This is a genomic window from Sphingopyxis sp. Root154 (assembly GCF_001427105.1).
In the GTDB taxonomy this organism is placed as follows: Bacteria; Pseudomonadota; Alphaproteobacteria; order Sphingomonadales; family Sphingomonadaceae; genus Sphingopyxis.
The window spans coordinates 1,181,237-1,205,101 of the sequence record NZ_LMGI01000002.1; the positions used below are offsets into that span (position 1 = coordinate 1,181,237).

27 protein-coding genes are annotated in these 23,865 nt (G+C 67.8%); 4 read left to right on the top strand and 23 right to left on the bottom strand.

Annotation, left to right across the window (positions count from 1 at the left end; translation table 11 throughout):
* Positions 1-128 precede the first annotated feature (128 nt).
* Both ASD73_RS11360 and ASD73_RS11365 read left to right on the top strand, forming a co-directional pair.
* Positions 129-1,913 (top strand): ABC transporter transmembrane domain-containing protein, encoded by a 1,785-nt coding sequence (locus tag ASD73_RS11360; RefSeq protein WP_056372379.1) that lies wholly within the window; start codon positions 129-131, stop codon positions 1,911-1,913.
* A gap of 24 nt (positions 1,914-1,937) precedes the next feature.
* On the top strand, positions 1,938-2,480 hold the full coding sequence (locus tag ASD73_RS11365; RefSeq protein WP_082521493.1) for a DUF1993 domain-containing protein: 543 nt from the start codon (positions 1,938-1,940) through the stop codon (positions 2,478-2,480).
* Between the two features lie 22 nt (positions 2,481-2,502).
* Here the strand turns inward: ASD73_RS11365 and ASD73_RS11370 are convergent, their stop codons facing one another.
* The 10 genes from ASD73_RS11370 to ASD73_RS11415 all read right to left on the bottom strand — a co-directional run bounded on the left by ASD73_RS11370 (position 2,503) and on the right by ASD73_RS11415 (position 12,208).
* Entirely contained in the window at positions 2,503-2,940 is a 438-nt protein-coding gene (locus tag ASD73_RS11370; RefSeq protein WP_056372381.1) for an ExbD/TolR family protein, read from the bottom strand.
* A gap of 242 nt (positions 2,941-3,182) precedes the next feature.
* Positions 3,183-4,301, bottom strand: coding sequence for an OmpA family protein (locus ASD73_RS11375; protein WP_056372383.1), 1,119 nt, complete (start codon positions 4,299-4,301; stop codon positions 3,183-3,185).
* Positions 4,302-4,431: 130 nt separating this feature from the next.
* Positions 4,432-4,884, bottom strand: a complete 453-nt coding sequence (locus ASD73_RS11380) for a DUF2793 domain-containing protein (RefSeq protein WP_056372385.1) — start codon at positions 4,882-4,884, stop codon at positions 4,432-4,434.
* 12 nt (positions 4,885-4,896) lie between these two features.
* Entirely contained in the window at positions 4,897-7,074 is a 2,178-nt protein-coding gene (locus ASD73_RS11385; RefSeq protein WP_056372388.1) for a phage tail protein, read from the bottom strand.
* A gap of 485 nt (positions 7,075-7,559) precedes the next feature.
* On the bottom strand, positions 7,560-8,375 hold the full coding sequence (locus ASD73_RS11390) for a DUF2163 domain-containing protein (RefSeq protein ID WP_443027977.1): 816 nt from the start codon (positions 8,373-8,375) through the stop codon (positions 7,560-7,562).
* On the bottom strand, positions 8,375-10,714 hold the full coding sequence (locus ASD73_RS11395) for a DUF2460 domain-containing protein (RefSeq protein ID WP_056372392.1): 2,340 nt from the start codon (positions 10,712-10,714) through the stop codon (positions 8,375-8,377). The genes ASD73_RS11390 and ASD73_RS11395 overlap by 1 nt, the downstream gene beginning before the upstream one ends.
* A complete protein-coding gene (locus ASD73_RS11400) occupies positions 10,714-11,298 on the bottom strand; it encodes a hypothetical protein (protein WP_056372394.1) in 585 nt (194 codons plus the stop codon). Before ASD73_RS11400 ends, ASD73_RS11395 begins: the two co-directional genes overlap by 1 nt.
* The gene (locus ASD73_RS11405) at positions 11,291-11,494 is read right to left on the bottom strand and encodes a phage tail assembly chaperone (protein WP_056372396.1); all 204 of its coding nucleotides are present in this window, start codon (positions 11,492-11,494) and stop codon (positions 11,291-11,293) included. The genes ASD73_RS11400 and ASD73_RS11405 overlap by 8 nt, the downstream gene beginning before the upstream one ends.
* 1 nt (position 11,495) lies before the next feature.
* A complete protein-coding gene (locus tag ASD73_RS11410; RefSeq protein WP_056376038.1) occupies positions 11,496-11,792 on the bottom strand; it encodes a gene transfer agent family protein in 297 nt (98 codons plus the stop codon).
* Between the two features lie 8 nt (positions 11,793-11,800).
* A complete protein-coding gene (locus ASD73_RS11415; RefSeq protein ID WP_056372400.1) occupies positions 11,801-12,208 on the bottom strand; it encodes a phage major tail protein, TP901-1 family in 408 nt (135 codons plus the stop codon).
* Between the two features lie 47 nt (positions 12,209-12,255).
* Here ASD73_RS11415 and ASD73_RS11420 point away from each other — a divergent pair, with 47 nt between their 5' ends.
* A complete protein-coding gene (locus ASD73_RS11420) occupies positions 12,256-12,594 on the top strand; it encodes a hypothetical protein (RefSeq protein ID WP_056372402.1) in 339 nt (112 codons plus the stop codon).
* 3 nt (positions 12,595-12,597) lie between these two features.
* On the opposite strand, the gene gp17 is transcribed toward ASD73_RS11420, so the two are convergent.
* From gp17 to ASD73_RS11460, 9 genes are all read right to left on the bottom strand, one after another.
* Positions 12,598-12,990 (bottom strand): tail completion protein gp17, encoded by a 393-nt coding sequence (gene gp17, locus ASD73_RS11425; RefSeq protein ID WP_056372404.1) that lies wholly within the window; start codon positions 12,988-12,990, stop codon positions 12,598-12,600.
* Positions 12,987-13,532, bottom strand: coding sequence for a head-tail connector protein (locus tag ASD73_RS11430; RefSeq protein ID WP_056372406.1), 546 nt, complete (start codon positions 13,530-13,532; stop codon positions 12,987-12,989). The genes gp17 and ASD73_RS11430 overlap by 4 nt, the downstream gene beginning before the upstream one ends.
* Entirely contained in the window at positions 13,532-13,813 is a 282-nt protein-coding gene (locus ASD73_RS11435; RefSeq protein ID WP_056372407.1) for a phage fiber-tail adaptor protein, read from the bottom strand. The genes ASD73_RS11430 and ASD73_RS11435 overlap by 1 nt, the downstream gene beginning before the upstream one ends.
* A 16-nt stretch (positions 13,814-13,829) precedes the next feature.
* A complete protein-coding gene (locus ASD73_RS22775) occupies positions 13,830-13,985 on the bottom strand; it encodes a hypothetical protein (RefSeq protein WP_156377361.1) in 156 nt (51 codons plus the stop codon).
* Positions 13,982-15,322: a tail fiber domain-containing protein gene (locus tag ASD73_RS11440; RefSeq protein WP_056372410.1), complete on the bottom strand. Its 1,341-nt coding sequence runs from the start codon at positions 15,320-15,322 to the stop codon at positions 13,982-13,984. Before ASD73_RS11440 ends, ASD73_RS22775 begins: the two co-directional genes overlap by 4 nt.
* A 98-nt stretch (positions 15,323-15,420) precedes the next feature.
* Positions 15,421-16,563 (bottom strand): phage major capsid protein, encoded by a 1,143-nt coding sequence (locus ASD73_RS11445; protein WP_056372412.1) that lies wholly within the window; start codon positions 16,561-16,563, stop codon positions 15,421-15,423.
* Between the two features lie 5 nt (positions 16,564-16,568).
* Entirely contained in the window at positions 16,569-17,030 is a 462-nt protein-coding gene (locus tag ASD73_RS11450; protein ID WP_056373548.1) for an HK97 family phage prohead protease, read from the bottom strand.
* A 14-nt stretch (positions 17,031-17,044) separates the two neighbouring features.
* A complete protein-coding gene (locus ASD73_RS11455; protein WP_056372415.1) occupies positions 17,045-17,353 on the bottom strand; it encodes a DUF6127 family protein in 309 nt (102 codons plus the stop codon).
* 110 nt (positions 17,354-17,463) lie between these two features.
* Positions 17,464-18,570 (bottom strand): phage portal protein, encoded by a 1,107-nt coding sequence (locus ASD73_RS11460; RefSeq protein ID WP_056372417.1) that lies wholly within the window; start codon positions 18,568-18,570, stop codon positions 17,464-17,466.
* A 229-nt stretch (positions 18,571-18,799) separates the two neighbouring features.
* On the opposite strand from ASD73_RS11460, the gene ASD73_RS11465 reads away from it, so the two are divergent.
* Entirely contained in the window at positions 18,800-19,264 is a 465-nt protein-coding gene (locus ASD73_RS11465; RefSeq protein WP_056372419.1) for a DUF3592 domain-containing protein, read from the top strand.
* On the opposite strand, the gene ASD73_RS11470 is transcribed toward ASD73_RS11465, so the two are convergent.
* From ASD73_RS11470 to pip, 4 genes are all read right to left on the bottom strand, one after another.
* Positions 19,265-20,608, bottom strand: a complete 1,344-nt coding sequence (locus ASD73_RS11470; protein ID WP_056372422.1) for a DNA-packaging protein — start codon at positions 20,606-20,608, stop codon at positions 19,265-19,267.
* A complete protein-coding gene (locus ASD73_RS11475) occupies positions 20,605-21,153 on the bottom strand; it encodes a hypothetical protein (RefSeq protein WP_056372424.1) in 549 nt (182 codons plus the stop codon). The genes ASD73_RS11470 and ASD73_RS11475 overlap by 4 nt, the downstream gene beginning before the upstream one ends.
* Positions 21,154-21,338: 185 nt before the next feature.
* Positions 21,339-22,520 (bottom strand): chromate efflux transporter, encoded by a 1,182-nt coding sequence (gene chrA / locus ASD73_RS11480; protein ID WP_056373550.1) that lies wholly within the window; start codon positions 22,518-22,520, stop codon positions 21,339-21,341.
* 252 nt (positions 22,521-22,772) lie between these two features.
* Complete coding sequence (gene pip, locus ASD73_RS11485; protein ID WP_056372426.1) at positions 22,773-23,864, bottom strand: prolyl aminopeptidase; 1,092 nt, start codon at positions 23,862-23,864, stop codon at positions 22,773-22,775.
* Position 23,865: the final 1 nt, after the last annotated feature.

Below are 23,865 nucleotides of genomic sequence, written 5' to 3' on the forward strand. Positions count from 1 at the left end.
TCGGGAGCGCGGTGCGGGTCGCCGCGCTCCCTTTTGACAAACCATATCGCCCCGCTTCAAAGCGCTTGAAGCCATGTGTCATTCTGCAGCGTTGAGCGGCATCGGCGGGGCTGCTAGGGCCGTCGTCCATGGCGACCACATCCGACAAATCCGACACGCCCCGCCGCAAGCTCGGCAGCCTGCGCATGATCTGGCACTATGCCAGCCGCTATCCGCTGCAACTGCTGATCGCCGCGGTCGCGCTCGGCATCGCCGCGCTCGCGACGCTCGCGATCCCGTATCAGTTCAAGGAAATGATCGACAGCGGCTTCGTTGCCGGCGGCGGCGACGTCGCACCGCATTTCCGCTTCTTCTATGTTATCGTGCTGCTGCTCGCGGTCGCGACGGCGCTGCGCTTCTATTTTGTCAGCTGGCTCGGCGAACGCACCGTCGCCGACATCCGTCAGGCGGTCCAACGCAACCTGCTGCGTCTTGCCCCGGGCTTTTTCGAGGAAAACCGCCCGTCGGAAATCGCCTCGCGCATGACGTCGGACACCTCGATCATCGAACAGACCGTCGGCACCACGGTCTCGGTCGCGCTGCGCAATACGGTGATGGGGATCGGCGGAATCGCCTATCTCTTCACCCTGTCGCCGAAACTGACCGGCGGGATATTGCTCGGCATCCCGGTGATCATCATGCCGATCGTGCTGCTCGGCCGGAAGCTCCAGAATGTCTCGCGGACGAGCCAGGACCGGGTCGCCGACATCGGCGCGACCACCGCCGAGCAACTGGGCGCGATGAAGATCGTCCAGGCGTTCGGGCAGGAAGCGCGCGAAGCCGACCGCTTCACGACTGCGGTCGAGGCGAATTTCGCGACCGCCAAGCGCCGCATCCGCCTGCGCGCGATGATGACCGCGATCGTCATCGGCCTGCTCTTCGGCGCGATCACCACCCTCCTCTGGTACGGCGCCGCGGGCGTCGCCGCGGGCACGATCACCGGCGGCACGATCGCCGCCTTCGTCCTCACCGGCGGATTGGTCGCGGGGGCCTTCGGCGCGCTCACCGAAGTCTATGGCGACCTGCTCCGCGCCGCCGGCGCGGCCGAGCGCCTCAGCGAATTACTCAATGCCGAGGCGAGCATCGCGCCGCCCGCAAAACCGCGCCCCTTCCCCGAACCGCCCGTCGGGACGCTCGAGTTCGATCATGTCGAATTCCACTATCCGACCCGCCCCGACGCCCCCGCGCTCCACGATTTCAGCCTTGCGATCAACCCGCGCGAGACTGTCGCGATCGTCGGCCCCTCGGGCGCCGGCAAGTCGACGCTCTTCCAGCTTGCCGAGCGCTTTTACGACCCGCAGGGCGGCCAGATCCTGCTCGACGGCGTGCCGCTCACCGAAGCCGACCCCGCCGACATCCGCGCGCGCATCGCCATGGTTCCGCAGGAAACGGTAATCTTCGCCGCCTCGGCGCGCGACAATCTGCGCTATGGCAATTGGGCCGCAACCGACGAGGATTTGTGGGACGCCGCCCGCGCCGCCAATGCCGAGGAATTCCTGCGCAAGCTGCCCGACGGGCTCGACACCTTCATGGGCGAAGGCGGCGCCCGCCTCTCGGGCGGCCAGCGCCAGCGCGTCGCGATCGCGCGCGCGCTCTTGCGCCGCGCCCCGCTGCTGCTCCTCGACGAGGCGACCTCGGCGCTCGACGCCGAATCCGAAAAGCTCGTGCAGGACGCGCTCGAGACGCTGATGCACGACCGCACGACGATCGTCATCGCGCACCGCCTCGCGACCGTGCGCGCCGCCGACCGCATCATCGTCATGGACGACGGACGCATCGTCGAAGAGGGCAAGCACGACGAACTCGTCGCCGCCGACGGCCTCTACGCCCGCCTCGCACGGCTCCAGTTCCAGGACAATCTCGCCGCCGCCTGACACAAGTTCGATCGATCGAAGGAAATGACGATGCTCTACGACCTGACCGTACCGGCCTGGCAAAATGGCCTGAGAGCCCTGTCGGGAGAGCTTTCGCGGGCGCGCGCATGGGGAGAGGAAAACGGCGTCGGCGAATTGCAGTTCGCGGTCGCGCGGCTCGCACCCGACATGTTCCCGCTCGCCTCGCAGGTGCGCTTCACCTGCGTCCAGGCGCTCCAGCCGCTGGTTCGCCTTGCCAATGCCGAAGTCCCCGATTTTGCGGAGGACGCGGTCGATTTTGCCGGGATGCAGGAACAGATCGCGGCGACACTCGCGGTCCTCGACGCGGTCGATCCCGCAGCGCTCGGCTCCGACCTCGACCGGGCGGTCAGCTTCCCGCTGCCCAACGGCATGATCTTCGACATGCGCGCCTTCGACTATGTCCGCGACTGGGCGCAACCGCAGTTCGCTTTCCACCGTACCGCGGCTTATGCGGTCCTACGCCATATGGGCGTCCCGCTCGGCAAGGCCGACTATGTCAGCTATATGATGCGCTATCTCCGGCCCGGAACGGCCCCCGCCGCCTGAGACAACGGGAAGCCGCCAGGGATCAGATCAAACCGGCGTAATTGTGGATGCCGGGAAAGCCGAGCTTCGACCCGCCATTGCGCCGGATCGCCCCGATCGCCTCATCGACGCGCAAGTAGCGCGCCCGCGCCTCGGGTTCTAGCAGGATCGCCGCCGGTTCCGACTGATCGGCCGCCTTTTTGACCAGCATCCCCAACTGCGCCAGATCGACCGCCTCGTTGTTCCAGCGGATCACGTCGGCGGTATCGATCGTCACGCGATTTTCGTCGAGTATCTTCGCAAGTGGCGGCGCCTCACCGGGCAGCGTGACATCGACGCTGTGCGTCGGCGGCGGGATGGTGATGATGAACATCACGAGCATCACCAGCATCACGTCTATCAGCGGAGTCGTATTGATGTCGGGATCACCATTGGGGTCGGCGCGAAAAATGCTGCGATGAAACCTGCTTCGTGTGCGCATCGTCTCTCTCCCGCTCGGGGAGAACGCACCGCGTTTGACGGGCGTCGCCCCCTCATCGAGGGCCCAAGACCATCTCGCGCCCTAAACGTGATGGTATATCATAATATGAAGCGAGCAAGCGGAAACTGGAAAGTCAGCAGCGGATGATTATTTGCCGCACAAAGCGCGCATAAAGAAAGGGCGGCACCTTTCGGCACCGCCCTTCTTTTTCGTTCCGTCCCAGTCGGGAGCGGAAACCGGTCTTACATGCCCGAGTTCGGACCGTAAGTGATTTCCACGCGACGGTTCTGGTCGTTGCGGACGCCATCGGCGGTTGCAACGGCCGGGCGGCTTTCGCCGAAGCCCTGCGCGCTGATCGAGCCATCCGAGATACCGCGAGCGGTGAGATAGCTGCGAACCGCGGTGTTGCGACGTTCCGACAGGCCGACGTTGTACTTGGCCGAACCCGAACGGTCAGCGTGACCGGCGAGCATGACCTGCGTACCCGTGCAACCACGGTTGTAGGCGCTGATCGCATTGTCGAGCGTCGAAGCCGCTTCCGGCGTGATGTCCGACTTATCCCAGTCGAAGTACACGATATACGGTCCGGGCGCGCATTCCACGACCGGCGGCGGCGGCGGAGGCGGCGGAGGCGGCGGGGGCGGCGGGGGCGGGGGCGGGGGTGCCACCACCGGCTCCGGTGCTGCGCCACCGAAGTTGAACGTCAGCGTGCCAAGGATCGAGTGCGAACGGAAGCGCGTCGAAACGTCGCGACCGAGCTGGTCGACCAGATCGAGGTTGTCGGCGTTGAAGAAACGATACTTCAGGCCAACGTCGATGCTGTCGGTCAGCGGAGCGCGGATACCCGCGATCGCCTGCCAGGCAAAGCCCGTGTCCGAATCGTCGAGGAAGTTACCGGCATAGACCGGCTCAACCGAAACGCGCGCAACACCGGCACCACCGCCGACAAAGCCCTGAAGGCCGTCGTCGTCACCGAAGTCGAGCATACCGTTGACCATGAAGCTCAACGCGTTCGAATCGCCTGCAAGCGGGACCGAACCGGTAGCGAGCGCACCAGCGCCGGTAACCGACTGCGGAATGCCCGGGGTCGAAAAGCGGCCCGACTTGATGTCGGCTTCACGGAAACCGACTTCGACTTCCGCGCGGAAACCGCCGAAGTCATAGCCGACGGTGCCTTCGACATCATAGCCAGCGCGATGATCGAGCGTACCGGCATTGTTGAACGTGCCGATGTCGAGATCCAGGTCCTCGACGAGCATTGCGCCTGCACCAACACCAACATACCAAGAGTTGTCGCGCGCCAGAACGGGCGACGCCAGGGTGGTGGAGGCCAACGCCAGAGCGACGGCAAGCTTCCTCATAGTAATTCCCCTTTCAAATTGAGATATACGTCTCGGCAGACGTCCTACTCGCCGCTTTGGTTCCGTGCAAGCGAACAAATCGTCAATCTGTTGCCAAAAAGTCGCACTTCTTATGTCAAAGAACCGAAAATCAGCCTGACATCAGAAGACCCTGCGCGGCGAGGTGAAGGATCAGTGTAGAGATCGCGTTACGCGCTTCGGAGTCGATTGTCGACCCGCCCGAAGGTGCCCCCACCGTCGCCGGCGCGGCCCATGCGCCGCCCGCGAAGCGAAGCTGCGCGCCGTCGGTCAGCCGCGTCGCGCGCATCCCTTCGCGCGGCGGCGCAAATCGCCATCCGCCCCCGGTCCGGATTGCGATCGCATGTGCCTCACCCGCCCAGGCGCCCGTCGGCGCCGCACCGACGATCCAGCATTGCCCCTCTTCCGGGTCAACAGGCGGCGCGGCGAGCGGCCCGGCCTCGACGGCCGCATGAAGCAACGCGTCGAGCAGCGTCAAAGCTTCGTTGTGCGTTACCTCTTTCTGCGCCTGCGCCGTCGCAAGTAACGGTAACGCGAAGCGTGGCGTGGTTGGCATGGCGGTCATGGCATTATCCTTTTATGTCAACGGCAACGATAGAGGCGGCGACAAGGCGAAATCCCCCGCCTGCCGAATCTCGATCGTGCAGCCCGGTGGCAGCGTGGCCAGTTCGGCCGCACCGATATTCAGCGTGGGGGATGCGCTTTCCCATGGCCCGATTCCCGGAACGGGCGGCGACAGTGCGATCCGCCAGGCCTCATGACTTTCGCCAAGCGGCTGGTCGACATGGTCGCGCCACCCCATGTCGGCGCGGCTACGCCTGATCCAGCCGATCGTCACGCCGCCCGTACCATCGGCACGGACCTGCCCGCGTACCGGGGCGAGCGGCCGCAACGCCCGGCCGGTCGCCGGCACATCGACCTCGGTCAGCGTCGCCCCGCCCCGCGGTGCCCACTCAAGGGTCGCGGCGCCGCTTTCCGCCAACCCGGCGAGCGTCTCGGGCAACGTCAACAGCGCCGGATCGTCGAGCAGAACGAAGGACGCTCCCGCTAAATGAGGCATCCCCCTCTCGGTCCCGGCCCTCCCGCGCAGCAATCGCGACAGCCGCCAGCGTCCCGGTCCGACGACATCGGCGATACCGAACTGCAACAGTTCGTCAGCGACCATCGCCCGGTTCGCTCCGCCCAGCAGCACCACGTCGGCGACCGATTCCAACGTCATCGCCGGATTGATCAGCTGGACCTCGACGCTGTTCAAAAGATCGAACAGGCAATTGCTTCCCGCGGCCAGCGGTTCGACAAGCTGGCCCAGCGCTGCGGCCGGACGCACCGCGCCGACCGGGATCGGCTCGGCACCGGCCGAGGCGACGAGCCAGCAATCGGCGCCGCGCCAGCCATCGTTGCTGCCGGCGCCGGCGACCAATAGCCGCGGCGCCGATGCCGCCGGACTGCCCATATTGGGAAGGTCGAACAGGCGGACCGACCCAATGGCGTCGGGCCAATCGGGCGCATTGACCGGAACCCCCGGTTCTGCGGGAAGTTCGGCCGCGGGAAGCGGCGCGTGACGCCTGAGCTCCAGCAGGATGTCGCTCCCGCGAACCGTGCGCGCCGCCAGCCGCCAACGGCTTCCGTCGGCCAGTGCAACGACATGCCCGACCGCCAGCGCCAGCGCCGCAAGATCAGCGCGCCACATCAGCGTTTCGCGCCCGTCCGCCGCGGCGGCGGCAAGCCGCTGCGCCAGCGCCCGCGCCGACGTCGCCGGCAAAACTGCGGGCAAATCGATCCGCTCCTCGCGTGACCCGCCACCCGCGACATGGCTCGTCTGCTGACCAAGCTGATAATCGCGTTCGGGCTCATAATGCCGCAGCCGGATCGTCCCCGGCAGCGATGACAGCGGGGCGCGGCGATGCTCGGTCCGGTCGCCCGGCGCATCGTCCCGCCCCGCCTCCCGGAAATCGGCGAGCGCCAGCGGTTCCCCGGCCGCAGCCGTGGGCGCCAGCCGCCATCCGCCCGGCCCGCTCACCAGCCGCGTCCCGTCCGCCTCGAACAGCGGCGCGAGCGCGTCGCGCAATCGGTCTCCCGATGCGGCATAGCCCGCAAAAGGCCATTGGCCGCCGCAGCGCGCGGCTTCACCGAACAGGCTGTTACCGACCATACCAGCGTCGATGCCCGCGGCGTCGGCCTCCACCTCGAATGTCAGCGACGGAATCCGGTTGCCGAACGCGCTGAGCTCAAGCTCTTCGAACACCGCATAAGCGCACCCTCGAAACGCACTCGCCGACGCGATGCCCAGCGCCGACGCGATCAACGGATCGGCCGCCTGGTCTTCGCCTCCATTATGCCAGCGAAAGATGCAGCGCTCCTGGAACGTCCCGCTCGATCCACGCAGCAGATTGCCGTCGGCCCATATCCGACCGATACCCCGGATCGGCCGCGACGACAGCGCGACGGCGAGTGATACGGCATAGCTATATTCGGTCGTCGACGGCCGCCCCTTGCCCCCGCCGCGCTTGTTCCGCCGTTCGATCAGATCGGTCGCCCAGATCACGCTGCCCGCGACGCGCATCGTCCCGAACAGCTGCGGGATCTGCTGGCCATAGGTCGATGCCTGAATCTTCAGATCGGCAAGCCGCGGTCCTTCGCGGCCCTTGGGTTTGAAAATCTGGGCGTCGATCTGCTGGCCCACCGCCGCACCGATCGCGGCGCCCACCGGACCCCCGACAATCCCGCCGACCACTGTCAGCACCAACGTTGCCATAATGCACTCCCGAAAATTGCTCCCCTCCCGCCAGCGGGAGGGGCGATGAGACTTGGCAGCTTGCTGCCTGGTCGCAGTGGGGTGGGTCAGCGAACGTCAGCCTCCACCGGACCGCCTCGCGCGTCAGTCCATCAAGCGGTGTTTCGACCACCCGCCTCAGCCCCGCATGCGCGTGGACCATCGTGTGCGGCCCCATCAGCCCAAGATGAAACTGACCCGCATCGAATGCGATCAGCATGACATCGCCCGGCCTAACGCCATCGCCCACCGGCCCGAACCCGGCATCGAACAACCCCGCCTCGACCCGCGCACGCCCCCAGCCGCGCAGCGGGTATCCGACAGGTCGTACCAGCCGGCATCCCGCCCCTGCATAGGCCGCCCACACCAGCCCCACACAATCGAGCCCTGTGGCGGGATCGCACCCCTGCGGCCGGAACGTCACCCCGACCATCGCCCGCGCCGCCGCAAAGGCGCGCGGTCCAGGCTCATCCACCGGGATAACGTGTCAGCAGATCATTGCCCGGCAAATGCGCTTCGCCACGGAAATTGACGGCGTTCGCAAAGCGATCCCGGCACGTCGCAAGCTGCTTGTCGCATCCCTCCATCAATCTCACGCGCACCGGCTTCGCAATCGCAAAAGGCGGTGCTTCGGCCAGATGCAGCACCGCCGCTTCCATCGCGATCACCGGACTGGCCAATCCGCAATTGGCGCCCTCCATCCACAGCAGTTCGCCAAACGCCATTCCTGGCGCGGCGGCATCCAGCGTCGCCCTCCGCCCATCGACGGCAACGATCCGCCGCGCATGCGTCAAAGGCGCCAGATCGACCCGGCACGCCCGGTCGCCCAGCATCGCCCGGCACGACGGCGAGGTTGCCGGGCACACCGGCCGGTCGAGCGCCCGCATCACCCCCTGCAACTCGGCGGCAAAGGCCGGCCCGCGCCGCTCGATCGCCCCCAGCGATCCAAGCGCCACGGTGACCGGCGCGACGTCGGGTGCGCTCCAGTCGGTGACGAACAGCTCCAGCTCCGCCCCATCCCACCGCCCGGCATCGAGATCGCGTGCGGCAATCGCATCGCTTGTAACCGCGCCCTCCAGGTCCATCGTCGCCACATCGAGGCTGTCGCTCGTCTCGAGCGCCGAGGGCTTCATCCCCGGCGCCGTGCGGTACAGTATTCCGCCAACCATCAGGTCGCGGTCGTGCGAGGTCAGCCCGACGACAACCCCGTCACGCCGCGCCAGCCGCCAGCACCATGCCAACGTCACCAATTCTTCGCGCAGCCAGCCCGGCGCTTCCATCATCACCATGGCGCGCGCACCTCGACCAAGGGCACGCTCGCCATCTCGCCTGCCAGAAATGTCGCACGGCTCACCTCCAGCCGATCGTCGGCAAAGCGCACTGGCACATCGAACAGAAACCCTGCGCGCACCGCGACTCCGACTGCCGGCGCCACATCGAGCAGCACTTCGCCTTCGTCGGTCATCAGAAACGCCGCCGTCTCCAGCCCGTCGACCGACACACGCACGCTGCCCTCGACCGGCAACCGGATGCCGCGCAGCTGTTGGGCAGCACCGGCACCGTATCGTTTCACCAGCGCGAACTGCCGCCGCACCCCGTCGCCAACCCCCAGCGCCTGGTCACCCGCCGCCGGCAATCCGCCATCGACGGCCGAACTGCCATCGAACGGATCGCGAAAGCGAAACGCCCGCGCCGCGCCGCGCCGCGCGCGAAAAAAGTCAACGAGCACCCGCACATCGGCCTCGGACCGGACCCCCGGCCCCGCGTCATAGCGCATTCGCGCCTCCGCCCATTCGGTCGCGCGCTGCTCGTGTCCCGACGGCGAACTCACGATCTGCGTCGAAAATTCGGTCGCAACCATCGCCTCGCGCCCGATCGCGAGCGGAAAATCCACCGCATCGAAAGCCTGCACAACATCCTCCCCGTCAAATGTCACAAAGCCGTCACGCGCCACCTGCGGCAGCGCCCAGACAAAGGCTCGCGCGACTCCCGCGCGCCGCGCACCATCGGCCGCCTCGGCGATCGCCCCCCACTGCGCGCGATCCTCGGCCGCCAGCACAAAACCCGAAAAATAATGCTGATCTTCAATCGAATAGCCCAGCCGCAGCGTCATCGCCGACCGCGCCCCCGCCGTCTCCGCCCCGCGCCCGCCGGTAACCCAGTCATAATCCTCGAGCTGCAACACATCGAACGCCGGCGCCGCCCACCCGAGCGGCACATTGGCGCGCCGCACTGCGGGCGCCGCCGGGTCGAGCACTGTCGGCAGATAGACGAGCAAATGGCTCGTCAGCCCCGCCGCCCCCACCTCGTCATGCGCGGCCGCAACGAGTGCCGCGGTCGACTCTGCCAACAAGGCCCCCAGCGCATCGAGCATCGCGAGTTGCGCCGCATCCAAAGCCCCGCGCACGTCGGCAATCGGAACGCTCGCCGCCCCCAGCGCCGCCGTCGTCGCCGCATCATAGGCGCAAATCCGTCCGCCACTCGCGATCCACCACCAGGGCTCACCCACCTGGAATTTCAGCGGCAATCCCGCCGCCGCCCCGATGGCGACGAACGCCCGCGCAACCAGCTGCAAATATCCCATCGCCGCCGCATTGGCAGGCGATAGCAAAGTAGATGGCGGATCCCATCCGGTCAGCGCCGGCGCCCCATCGGCGGCGCGCTGTTTCCAGTCGGCCCGGCAATAGGCATCGAACAGCTCGTAGGAGAGCGACCAGATCACCCCCAGCCCCGCCTCACGGCACGCCGCCGCAAAGCCGGCATGCCACGCCGCGCACGGCGCATTGAGCACGCCGCCCGCAAGGCTCGCACAAAAGCCCCCGCCCGACGCCTCGAGCCGCATATAATGGCTCATCCCGACATAATGGACGACATCGCCGCGATAGCCCAATTGCACCATCTGCCGCACCAGCCGCGCCGGGGTCAGGTGATAGCTGTCGTCATATCCGCTCGCGATGCCCAGCCCCCCTTTGTCAGGGTCCAATTCAGGCATCACCACATCGCCGAGCGCCAGCACCGACCCCGATCCCGAACAGGCAATCGCGCTCATCTCGGCCCAGCCCGCGACCGGCGCCCCCAGCACGCCCGCGCCACCGTCATAAGTCGGCGGCACCAGCGAAATAAACATCCGGTCGATGTCGCCCGCCCACACCGGATCGGCTTCGGCCGGCAGCAGAAAGCCACCGTCCAATGCGTCGAAATCGAGACTGACGACGGCATCCTCGGCCGTCCCCTCGGCATAGTTCCAGAGCCGCACATACCAGGCGCGCGGACTCCCCGCCGCATCGCGCCCCTCGATCGTCAAGGTCGGCCCGTGCAACGCGTCGAGCGGCTTCACCCCGCCAGACCGCCAGCGGAATCTGAGCTGCGTGTGCCGAAAATCACGGCGCGTCTCATAGGCGAGCAAAGGATGATCCCACCGGTCCTCGGCTTCCCAGATCAGCCCCGCCAGATCCTGCTTCCGATAAAAGACCGTCTCGACCCGCAGCGACCCCGGCACATCGCTCGTCACGCTCGCCATCATCGGCCGCGCGAAATCGACCGTCCAGAACCGCGGATCGAACCGCTTGAGCCAGCCCTTGCGATGATGCGGCTCGGCCACCGCGATCAACGCCCAGCCCATCAATCGTCTCCTGCCGCAACTGCACGCCGCACCGCGCGCGCCAGCTGCCGCCCCGTCTGCGCCAGCCGCTGCGGTTCGCTCCCCGCATCGCCGCGCACATTCACCGTGATCGCAAAATTGCGCACCCCACCGGCGCCCGCCGCCTCGATCCGCCCGCTCGCGGTCGGCACGAACAACTCGGGCCCGCGCTCGCCGACGCGATAGGCGCGGCCGGCGCTCACCGGCCCGCCCGTCGCCCGCCCCGGCGCCCCGAACAGCGCCATCGCGATCGAGGTGCCGAGCGACAGCAAATCGCCGCGCCCGCCACCACCTGAGCCCCCGCCCGTCGCCGCGCCGATCCCGTTCGAAATCGCCGCGCGCGCAATATCCGCCATCACCGACAGCGCGAGCCGCTTCAGATCCTCGAACCCCATCTTGCCGCTGACGATCGCGCGCGACAGCGCCCGCTCGATCGCGCGCCCCGCCTGATCGGCCTCGGCAACCAGCGGCCCGCCCAGCTCGGCACGCAGCGCCGCAATGTCGCGCCGGAACGCGCCGGTGTCGGCTCGCACCGCGACCACCATCTCGTCGATCTCGTCACCCATCGGGAAATCTCTCCATCATCGCCGCCAGCGCCGAACCGTCGAGGGACGCCTCGGCATCCGCCTCGACCCAGCCCGCCAGCACCGCGCGCACATCGGCCGGCGTCGCGGTCCAGAACTCATCGGGCCGCCATCCCGCGACGCGCGCCATCACGCCCGCAAGCTTGATCACCGCAGGCCCCAGCCAATCGTCCGTCACCTCATCGTCCCTGCAAAATCTGCCCCAGCAGCATGCGCAGCGCCGGGGTCACCGCCGACAACCCCTGCGCGATGACCGCCTCGCCGACCGCTTCGCGCGTCAACGCCTCGGGCCGATCCTGCACGCAATGCCAGAACAGCGAGGCCAGCTCGCCCAGCCCCAGCCGCGCATCGGCGGCGCGCTCGACCAGCGCGAACAGCGGCCCCAGCTCGGCCTCCGCCGCAACCAACGCTGCAAAACTCGGGCGCAGCACATGCACCCGTTCCCCGAGGCGCAATTCCGCCTCGCCGCGCAGCATGTTCGCGCTCACAGGCTCACCACCGCGCCGCTCGATTCCAGGTTCAGCGTGTAATTGCGCTCGCCGTTATAATCGCCCGCATAGTCGAGCCGCGTGACGAGGAAGCGCCCGCGCAGCCGCTCGCCGCTTTCGAAGCTCAATTCGTAATCGTCGATGACGCCCGACAGCGCATGACCGCGCAGCCGCACCTCGGCGTCCGACCCGGTAAAAATGCCCGCCGCGCTCACCGAAACCGACCGCACCCCGGCGCCCGACAGCAGCTCTCGCCAGCCGCCCGAATCCTTCGTCGTGACATTCACCGCTTCGCCGTTGACCGACATCTGCGTGGTGCGCAGGCCCGCGACCGTCCGATAGGTCGGCGGCGCTTCGCCGTCGCCGATCTTGAGCAGAAAATCGCTCCCATTTTCAATCGCCATCGTCTAATCTCCTCAGGGAAAAAACACTGCTAACGGGGAGTCGCAGGATGCTTTTGATCACAACATTGATTTTGGCCGTCATGGTGCAGTCGCCCTCGGCGACGGTCGACACGACGCGCGCCGCCTTCACCAAATGCCTGCGCGCCGACATGAAGAAGGCGCTGGAGGCCAAGGTCGAAGAAGCCGAATATGAAATGACGGTGAAATCGAACTGCGGGGCCGAGCGTGACGCGTTCCGCAAGGCGGTGATCGCGCTGGGCCGGTCGGGCGGCGATTCCGAAAAGGTCGCCGGCGAAGACGCCGACATGCAGATCGACGATTACCACGCCAATTTCACCGACAAGTTCAAGGACTATAAGTCGACGAACACGATGCCGGGCGAGTAAGAATCACGCCGCGAGGCAGCGGCACCGCACCAGGATTTCATGCCGCCAGCCGCCGTCGCGCGCAAAGGTAAAGCGCGTCCGGATCGTTCGTGCGCCGACCACCGACCAGGCGCCGGCCGGGCCGCGCAGGGCCGTGGCAACCGCCTCGACGCGCGCCGCGGCCTTGTCGTCGATCGCGCTGCCCATGCCGACCAATGTCAGCGTCAGGCGGATTTCGCGCCCCGCCCGGTCCTTGGTCCCCCAGTCGGCGCCGTCCGCCGTACCGACCGCGACATAGGGCGCGCTCGCCCGCGGCGGCGTGCCGTCGAATATTCCGTGAACCATCGCCGCCAGCGCGTCGTCGCGTGCCAGCAGGTCGATCGCCCGCGCGCGCACCGCGCCTTCCGCGCTCGTCATTGCCCGCCCCCCAGCGTCAGCCGCCGCCACGGCTGCCACAGCAACGCGATCGCCGCCGGCGGGGCCGCGCCCGCGCCGTCGCGCGCCTCATGCAGATGCTGCGTCATGCGGACGATGCCCTGACGGATCGCTTCGGGAATCCCGTTCGCCTCCTCGGCGATCCCCGCGCGAAAGGCGACGCGCACCCGCGCCGCGCCGCGCGGGTCTTCCAATGTCACCCGTGCGGTGCCGTCGCGGCCGATCGACACGAGGTAATCGCCGTCGCCCAGCGCCGCCTCCCCGCCGCCGGGCAGCAACAAAGTCACGCCATCGATTCCGACAACGGGTCGCGCGCCGGGGTGAATCACTCCGTTTTTCAACGGCAAAACCTCCTCAGCCGCGCGAATGACCAGCCACTGCCCGATAAAGGCCTCGCAGATATTGGTCGCCGCGCGGACAAGCCCCGCGACCACGGCATCGTCGATCGTCGCCCCCAGCCGCAACCAGCCGCGCGCTTCGTTCAGGCTCACCGGGGGATCGCCCGGCACCACACTTTCCGCCATCACCGTTCCTCCACCCGCACGGTCATCGATCGCTCGTCGATCTGCCCGTCGCTCAGCGTCACACGGTTAGTGACGTGATAGACATGGCCGGCGATCCCGCCCGCCAGCGTCGCGGTCGTCCGGGTCAGGTCGTGCGCGGCGGCCGCCACAGCCACGCCGCCATCCTCGTCCGGCACAACCAGCCATGCGCTCGCCAGCACCGCCTGCCCATCGACATAGGCCGCACCCCAGTCGAACTCATAATCGATCCGTGATCCCGGGTCCTTCACCATCATCGTCATGGCCGCTCCTTTCTGGTCAGGGCTTGCGAACCGCCACACGGCGGCGGGTTTCAGGCGCCACCGGGGCGGTCGTCTGGGCTGCTGCGGGTTCGGGACCGCCCCATTCGCTGGGCAAGTCACGCCGCTGGGCGTCGCCGATGGCGCGCGACGCCAGCGCCGAACCGGCGATCACGATGCCGTCTCCAGCGCCGCCAATCGCCGCTCCTGCGCCGCGATCAGGAACAGCGCCAGCTGGTCGGGCCGGATTCCGAAGCGGTCGTGCACCGCGCCCCCCTCATCCGCCCACGCGTCCCAGCACAGAAAGGCATAGGGCGTATCACCCGGCCGTCCGGCGGGACCCAGCGGTTCGATCAGGCCTTCGTCGGCCATGATCGTCCACGCCGCCTGCGCGCGGACGCCAAAATGCAGGCGCGCGCCATCCGGCCCCTTTTTCGCGATCGCATCGTTCCACTGGAAAAAGCCAAGCTCGGCGGCGATGCGCGATGCAGCCCGCAGTTCCGCGCCGCTCGCCGCGCTCCGCCAGGTCTTTTCGCGCGTGTCCGATGTGTTGATGGCGCCGGTGGCGGAAAAGATGACCGACCATCGATTGAAACCCACGCCCAGCGACTGCGCATTGTCGCCGCCGGGCCGCACAAAGGAGCCGTCGACGACCAGCAATGTCGTGTCGGCCGTCGCATCATAGACGGAAAAGCAGGACTGGCTGGCATTGTGGATGCCCGACACCAGGTCATAAACCCGCCCGCCGGCGGCGCTGTTGCGGACACGCAGGCGCGCCATGATCTGGTCCGTGCCCGCGATCTCCAGCCGTGTCGCCGGATTGGCGGTGCCGATCCCGACAAGGCCGCCACTCGCGATCCGCATCCGCTCCACCCCGCCGGTGGCAAGGCCGATGCTGTCGGGGGCGGGGCGGAACAGGCCGCAATCGCCGTCGTCGGCAAACCCGATCGCGGGGGCGGCAGCGGTGCCGTCCTGCGCCGCCAGCCCCCCGCTCAGCATGTGGCGCCCGCTCGCATTCCGATACGCCAGCGCCGTCAGCGGAATATTGACCCAGCCGCCGCCGCGCCGGACGGTCATCAGGTCGCCGTCGGCCGCCGTCGCCGCGCCGCCATGCGTCGTCGACAGCGGCTGCTTTGCATCCAGCGCACTCGCCAGCGCCGCGACATCGTCGCTCAGTCCCGCCGCGCCCGCATCGCTCGCGGCGAACCAGTCGGCGGCAACCGTCAGCGCGATCGTCTTGAGCCCCGCCGCGAAATCGACGCGCGCGCTACCGGCGGACGAGACGACCACCGCATCGCGTTGCAACCGGCCGGAGCCATCGATCCGGCCCGTCCCCACCTCCCATTGCTGGGGCTGCGCGATGCCCGCGACGGCATAATGGAAGGGCGTGCCCGGCGGCACCGCATCGACGAAACGGCGATGCCCGGGGACCGCGCCGGTCGGCGTCAGCGGTCCGCTGCCGCCGTCGTGACACGTCTCGCGCACCAGGTCGGCGAAAAATTGGGTCGGCATGGCGGGGCCATCCTTCTCTTGATGTCATGGGAGAATTGACGCCCGGCGACCCCCGAAAGGGATAGGGGCCGGCCGGGCGCCCATCGCGCGCCCGCAGATCAGCTGGCGGCGAATTTCATCAGCTTGATGGCCTGCGAATCGATGACCGCCCCGCCGACCCGCTTGGTCGCATAGAAATGCACGAAGGGTTTGTTGCTGAACGGATCGCGCAGGATGCGCGTCTCGCCGCGGTCGGCGACCAGATACCCGGCGCGGAAATTGCCGAACGCGATCGACAGGCTGTTCGCGCCGACGTCGGGCATATCCTCGGCCTCGACCACCGGATAACCCAGCAAGGTCGCCGCCTGCCCCTCGACCATCCCCGGCTGCCAGATAAAGGCTCCGTCGGTGGTCTTGAACTTGCGGATGCGGCTCAGCGTATCCGAATTCATCACCCAGCTCGCACCCTGCCGGTACGGCGCCTTCAGCGAATGGACCAGCTCGACCAGCTTGTCCTGCGGGTTCGACGCCGGGAACGCGCCCGCGGTGCCCGTCGCCAGATGCTGGAGCGTCCCGAACGCCCGCACGCTGTCGATCTCGTTCGTCGTCGTATAGGTCAGGAAACCCTTCGGCCGGTTCGTCCCGTTGCCATTGACGAACGCGCTGCCCTCGGCGACCGCGAACTCGCGGCCGAGCTGCTCGGCCAGCCAGTCCTCGACGTTGAACATCGCATCGTCGAGCATCGCCTGGCTCGCCGCCGGATTGGCGTAGAGCTCGCCCGACGGCGGCGCGATCTCGGCAAAGCTGCGCGTCGCGGTCTCGGGGCGCGCCGCGGTCTCGCCGACCCAGCCCGCGCCCATCGACCCCGTCGCGATCAGCTTGCGATAGCCGCTCGTCCCCGTCTGCACGACCGTCGCGATCGACCGGATCGGCGACAGCGACTTCAGCGTCGCCGCAATGCTGCCATCGATCTCGCGCGGCACCGCAAAGCCGCCCTCGCCGCCCGACGCGCCCGACAGGCTCTTCATCTCGACCCCGGCGTCGATCCCGCGCCGCAGATAGCGCTCGACAAAGACACCCAGCGCCGGATCGGCCGCCTTCGCTCCGTCGAGCGGCAGCCGCGACGCCGCCACCGTCTGCGCATCGACCTGTGCCTTCAGCGCCGCCATCGATGCCTTCAAATCATCGACCGCCTCGGCCGCCAGCACCGCGTCGAACGCCCCATCGAGCGCATCCGCCTTCACTTCGATCTCCATATCCATGCCCGTCACTCCTTCTGAAAATCCACCGCGGCACCATTCGGTGCCGCACGCACATCGACCGCAATCACCCGCGCCAGCGGCTGCATCGGCGCCGCGACCAGACTCACCTCCCCCAGGTCGAGCCCCAGCAGCTCGCGCGGGCCATTCCCGCGCGAAGCCGTCACCCGATACCCAAAGGACAATCCCGTCAGCGCCCCGCGCGCGACCAGCGCCGCCGCCGTCGGATGCGTCACCCGCGCCACCACGCGCAGTCCGCGCGCATCCTCGGCCAATGCCTCGATCATCCCGATCACGGCCTCCGGCCGATGCTGCCAAAGCAAGGGCACCCCGCGCCGCTCGCGCAAACTCGCAGCAAAAGCCCCCGCCCGCACCACATCACCCCCGCGATCGACGCGGTCGAACACCGAAGCATAGCCCGCGAACCGCAAGTCCCCCTCCCGCTTGCGGGAGGGGCAAGGGGAGGGCATATCAGCAACCGCCCTCACCGCAGCAACCCCGGCAGCCCCAGCTTCATCGCGAGGCCCACGACCAGCAGCGCCAGCCCGCACCGCACCGCCCAGTCGACCGCCGCCTTCCACGCGCTCGTCTTCGCATCGCGCCACGCACCGAGCAGCTGCCGCAGATCGACCATGTCGTCGCGCGCCGCCTCGTCCGCGAGCCCCAGCCGCGCCAGCGCCCGCCGCGCGCCCAGCTCGCTCGCCTCCTCGACCACCGCGCGCAGCAGCGCAGCGTCAGGCGCATGCGTCCCCGCCAGCGCGATCAGCCGCGCCAGCGCTTCTTCCTCATCCATGTCGATGTCCTCACTAAAATCCCTCCCCCTTCGACGGGGGAGGGTTGCGCAGCCTTGGCACCTTGCTGCCCAGGCGAAGCTGGGAGAGGGTGTCTCGCCGCTGGCGAGCGCTAACCCATCCCCAACAGCGCCTTCTTCTCGTCCGCCGTCAGCCAGTCCGCCGCCGACACCTCGCGCCACAGCGCCATCCGGTCCTCGGCCAGCGCCGGCACCTTGTCCAAATCCACGCGCAGCTCGGCGCCCTCGAACCAGCCGCGCAATCCCTGCGAAACCGCCCCCAATATCTTCGCGCACAGCGGCAGCACCGTAAGCCGCCACAGCGCCCGGTTCGCCTCGCGATAATTGGCATAGGTCGCATCCCCCGGCAGCCCGAGCAGCATCGGCGGCACCCCGAACGCCATCGCAATCTCGCGCGCGCTCGAATCCTTGAGCGCCAGAAAATCCATCTCGGCGGGCGACAACGACAGCGCCTGCCACCTGAGGCCACCTTCCAGCAGCAACGGCCGCCCCGCATTCGCCCCGCCCGCGAAACTCTCGGCCAGCTCCTCGCGCAGCCGGTCGACCTGCTCCGCCGACAAGGGCATCCCCTTGTCGCCCGGATCATGCACCAGCGCCCCCGAAGGCCGCGCGGCATTCTCCAGCAACGCCGCATTCCACCGCGCCGCCGCATTATGCGCCGCGATCGCCCCCGAAGCCGCCCCCAGACACCCCGCGCCATAATGATCGTCGAGCGGGTGCAGCGCCTTCACATGCACCACCTGGGGCCGCCCCGCGCCATCCTCGGCGGGCAGCAGCACCCCCGCGCCGCCCGCCTTGTAGCGATAAGCCACCGGCCACCCCCGCGCATCGGCCTCGACCGTCACCCGCTCGGGCCGCAGCGCAAACAGCTCCGCCGGCGCCCCCGCGCCATCGGCCAATATCTGCACATAGCCATTGCCGTGCAGCAGCAATTGCGACGCCAAAGTCTCGACCAGCCCCTGCCCGCCCGACGTCGCAGCGACGAGCGCCGCCAGCACCGGATCGCTCGCCACCAAGGGCGCCGATCCCGCCGCTTCGGCGACCAGCCGCACCGCCCGCTGCACGAAGGCGTTGGACAGATACCCCTCGCGCACCTGCGCCTCCCGGCTGAGCGGCGCCGGCGCCGACCAATTCCCATACACACGCGACAAAGCGGGCCGCGCAGGATGCTGCGCGGCCTTCCGGCCAAACCAGTTCATGATGATCTCCTATCCGTCGCGCCGCAACGCCACGTTTCCAATTCCCGTTACCCAGGGCTTGACCCGGGGCCTGCCTCCCCCGACCTTTTCGTCATCCCGGACTTGATCCGGGATCCAGCGCAGCGCCGAAGTCATGGGCCCCGGAACAGCTCGGGGATGATGATGGTGCTATATGGCCGCGCGCTCCGCCCGATTGCGAGTGTCGTCAGCAGTTGATATGTCCACGCACATGTCGCGCCGATCCTTTCGCAAGCTCCTTGGCGGATTGGGCGCTGTAGCTTTTCTGCTGATCCTCGTTGCGGTCCCGCTGGGCCTCATCTGGTACTTGGCTACAGCCGAACATGATCGCCGTGTCGCGGTGTTAAACGGCGGCATCAGCGCATCCGCCATTGTCACCGAATCTTCGCTCCTCGGCCGATCGTGCCGTTTCCGGTATCGCTTTTCGGCCGGCGGGGTTCAGTATGGGGGTGGCGAAGGCGGATGTCCGCTTGTGACCTCCCACCCCGTCGGCAGCTCATTGCAGGTTCGTTTCGATCCCGAAGACCCCGACAACTCGGTCGCGATCGGAGCGGACTTGTGGCCCGGCTGGTCTATTGTCCCGATCCTTGTCGGTCTCCCGATTCTCCTGTTGGCGGGCGTGGCGATTTACGCCGTTGTGCGGAATAGCTTTCGCAAAAGCCGACCTCGACGCTGATCAAACCCGCGTCACTCCCGGCGCCCGCCCCTTCCGCAGCCCCTCCAGCAAAGCCGCCAGCGCCCAAACGCACGCATCCGCCCGATCGGGCGACCGCCCCGGCCCCGCATAGTCACCACCAACCTGCAACCCGCAAAGCTGGTCCTCCAGCGCCGCGAAAACCCCCGCATGCACTACCTGCCCACGCTCATACGCCAGCGCCACCGGCTCCGCCCTTCGCGCCTTGCCGACGCTCGCATGCACCGGCACCACCGGCAGCGAGCAATCGGCCTGCGCCAAAGTGCTCGCCACCATATCGCCGCCCATATTGCTCTCGGCCACGACCCGGTCGGCGCCCCAGCGTGCCGCCGCGCTCGCCACCGCCTGTGCCCACACATGCGGCGGCGGATTCTCGACACTCGCATCCTCGACCACCGCCAGCCGCCCGTCGCGCAGCAACGCCGCGACCACGATCCCGCACGCATCGCCATGCGCCGTCGCCGGCGGGTCGACCCCGATCACGACGCGCGCCGGCTTACCGATGCTTTTCGCGCTCACCCGGCACCGCTCGATCTGCGCGCGCGTCCACAGCGCGCCCTCGACATCCTCCAGCATCTCGCCGTCGAGTTCCTGACGCCCCAGCCGCGTGCCGCCATAGGTTTCGAGCATCGCGCTCACGAAAAATTCAGGCAGCCAGGGATTCTCGCCCGTCTTGCCCAGCGTCTCCACCTTTCCCGGCGCCGCCAGCACCCGCTGCATCGCCGCATTGACGCGCGGCGTCGTCGTCACCACGACGCGCGGCCGTTCGCCGAGCCGCATCCCCATCATCAGATTGTCCCACGCCGCCTCGCCGCGCCGCCATTTGGCGAGTTCGTCGCACCAGGCGAAATGATGTTCGGGTCCGCGCAATTCCTCGCCGGCCTCGGCCGAATAGAGCGTTGCGACCGCCCCGCTCGAAAAGCGCAGCTCGCGCTTGCCCTTCATCCAGCGTACTTCCTCGCCATGGCGCGCGACCGCGCGCAGCCCGCTCGGCCCGTCGATCATCACGCGCTGCCCGTCGACCTGCGTCGCCGCGACCAGCGCGATGCGCGCATCGCCATTGGTCCGCGCGACCTCGCTCACCCATTCGGACCCCGCGCGCGTCTTGCCAAAGCCGCGCCCGGCGCGGATCAGCCAGATACGCCAGTCGCCCGGCGGATCGCGCTGGCCGTCATTCTCGAACCCGAACCAGCGCGTCCTATATTCGGCGGCCTGCGCCTTGCTTAACCCGCGCAGCACCAGCCGCCGCCCCCGCTCGTCGAGCCGCAAAAACCGCCGCAGGATATCGTCCGACTGCGCGCGCAGCGCAGCCACCTTCGGCGTCATGCCCCGCCATCCCTGCCCGCGCTTTCGTGTCCCGTCGCCGCGACTTCGCGCCGTGCACGCTGCCGCTCGACCATCGCGATCCGCTTCAACAGCACCGCATCGGTCTCCTCCTGCGTCGCGACCCGGGACAGGCGCCTTTGGTGCCCGCGCCCCTGCTGGACGCTGCGCCGGTGCAGGTTCATCACCTCAATCGCCTGCGCGACCGTCATTTTCTCGACGGGCTCCTCGCGCTCGTCGAGTTCCAGCTCGCCCAGCACCTCCAGCGCGCGCCGCGCCAGCGCCATCTCCAGCCGCTCATATCCGATTTCGAGCGCCGCCTGCCATTGGCGCGCAAATTCGGCATCGCGCTGCCGCACCGAATAGGCGCTGCCGTTGCACATCTCCGCCGCCTTGTGCGCGCGGGTCACGTTACAGCTATGCGCCAGCTCGGTCAGAAACGCCTTGCGCTTCGCCGCTGTCCAGCTGACCGGCTTCGCCCGCCGCCGCTGCACCGGCCCGCTCTGAAAGGCGGCAATCTCCTCATCCTCGTCGCCCGCACCACCCATATCGCCGCTCCCAAACGCAACCGGGCCGGAGCACCCTCCCGCAAACAGGAGGGCACCGGCCCGACTCGCAATTCTTCATGATGTGACACTTGTGCCATATCAGCGTTACGATGTCAAGATAAATAACCTATTTGGTTATTTAGTGAGGATATGACCTGCGCGCGGCCATCGGGTGTCATCCCAAGTCAAAGGTTCAGCGCCCACCCGGCAACGCCGCCTGCCAGCACAAGCGCCGGGGCGGTGAGCTTTCCCTTCCAGCGCCAAACCACCAGCACGGCGGCGCCGAAGAGAAGAGCTGCGGGTACAAGGTTCGCGGCGCGCCCCGCCGTCGACCAGCCCAGCTGCAACAGCGTCGCCGCAATCACCCCGACGACCGCCGCCGCCACGCCGGCGAGCACGCGGTGGAGCGCCGGATTGTCGACCACCGCCTCCAACCGCTCGAAAAAGATCATCGAGAAGGCGAAGGCGGGCAGGAACATCCCCGCCGTGATCGCGACCGCGCCGGGCAGGCCCGCCGCGACATATCCCGCAAAGGTCGCAAAGATGACGAGCGGTGCCGGCAGCATCCCCGCGAACGCGACGCCGTCGAGAAAGCTCGCGTCGCTGATCCAGCCGCGCCCGACGGTGTCGGTGTGCACATAGGGGATCGCGGTATAGGCGCCGCCAAAGGTGAGCAGGCCGCCTTTCAGCCCGGCGATGAACAGCGCGGCGATCCCCGCCTCGCTCGCGGCGATGCTTGTCTTCGCCGAGGGCGCGGCGCCCGTCACAACGACGGCGAGCACGACCGCCGCGACGAAGATCGCCGCCGCCGCAACCGGCCGCTTCGCATATGTATAGATCAGCCCCGCCGCGATCAGCGGAATCCAGAACGGTACGCCCGCCAGCGTTGCGGCAAGCGCGGCGCCCGCGAGCAGCCACAACAGCCGGTCTTCCAATATATGCGCCCCGATCCGCTGGACCGCGCGCAGGATGATCGCCAGCACGACGACCTGTACGCCCAGGAAGATCGGCGCCATCGCCGGATTGCCGACGATCCAGCCCGTGTAGAGCCACGCCGCGCCCAGCATCAGCGCAAAGCCGGGCAGCATGAAGCCGAGCCCCGCGAGCAGCCCGCCGATCCGCCCGCGCGCGACCATCCCCAGATGGACGCACAATTCATGCGCCTCGGGCCCCGGCAGGATCTGCATCACCGCGAGCAGCCGGTTGAAACGCACCGGCGAAATCCAGCGCTCCTCCTCGACCAGCGCCTGTTTCACCATCGCGATCTGCGCGACGGGTCCGCCAAAGGCGAGGAAGCCGAAACGGAGGAAGCGGAGGAAAAGCCGAAACAGCGAAAGGGTCGGCGGAGAATAGATATCGGTCGTCATTGCAAGCACGCTCCTTGCCGCAGTCGCGGCTTATGGAGCGGAACTTGGACGGCGCACCGTCTGAACGGGCGTCCGCATTGCCCGCACCGCCCGTTTTACCGCGTCCGCCCGAAAGGGGAAGATAGACTTTGTTTCAGCGCGAAACGCGAATGTCCGCGATCGGTCGAAACCGGCGGCCCTCTCCTTGGCCCGCGATGGGGCGCGGAAAGGCCGCGCCTTGCACGCATTGCGCTATTTTGCCCCTTCCGCGCCCTATGCGCCGAGGCGCGGCAGCCCATCCATGACCGCGGTGAGCGCCAGCGCATTCTCGCGCTCCATGGCGCTGTGTCCGGCGTTCGTGACCACATAGGTCGCGGGCGGACTCCCCGCATCGCGCAGCGCCGCGACCAGCCGCGACGCCTGCGTCAGCGGGCACACCTCGTCGAAGCGCCCGTGCACTATATGCACCGGAAGGCTCGCGAGGGTCGCAATATTATCGAAAAAATGCCCCGCCGGGATAAAAAGCTCGTTGGCGAAGTAGTGCGCCTCGATCTGCGCAAAACACAAAGCGAAATCGGCCTCGCCGAACTTGCCCGTATCGGCGGTCTCGGGGATCATGTTCGAAATCACGCCCTCCCACAATGACCAGGTCAGCGCGGCCTTCAGTTGCCGCGCCTTTTCGGCCTCGGTCGCGGGCACCATGTCGAAAATCGCCTTGTACGACTTCATCACATCCTTGCGCTCGTCGGCCGTCAGCACCGACAGCAGCTCCGCCCACTCCGCGGGATATTTCATATAGGCGCCGGGTTCGGTCAGACCGTACGGGTCCTGCTCCCACGTCGCGGCATTGCCCTGATACAGATACAGCAGATCCTCCGACGCCCCCAGGAAGATGCCGCGCAGGATCAGGCTCGCGGTATGCGCCGGGTGCGCGATCGCGTAGGCCATCGCGAGCGTGCTGCCCCAACTCCCCCCGAACACATGCATCGGCCCGCCGATTTCCAGCTTCTCGCGCAATTTCTCGATATCGCCGATCAGGTCTGCGGTGGTGTTCTTGGCGAGCGCCACGGCCGGGCCTGACGAAGCCACATTCGGCTCGCTCTTCCCGCACCCGCGCTGGTCGAACAGGATGACGCGGTAGCGCTTGGGATCGAAGAAGCGCGCCATCGCGGGGGCGCATGCCCCACCCGGTCCGCCGTGGAGGAACATCACCGGCTCGCCCGCGGGATTGCCATATTCCTCCCAGTAAATGCGGTGCGCCGGGTCGCGGTCGACCTCGAGCCAGCCGAAATTGAGCAAAGGCGGCTGCGGATAGACCCAGTCGTCGCCAATCTTGCTCGAAGCCTGCAACCGCGAAAAATCCATA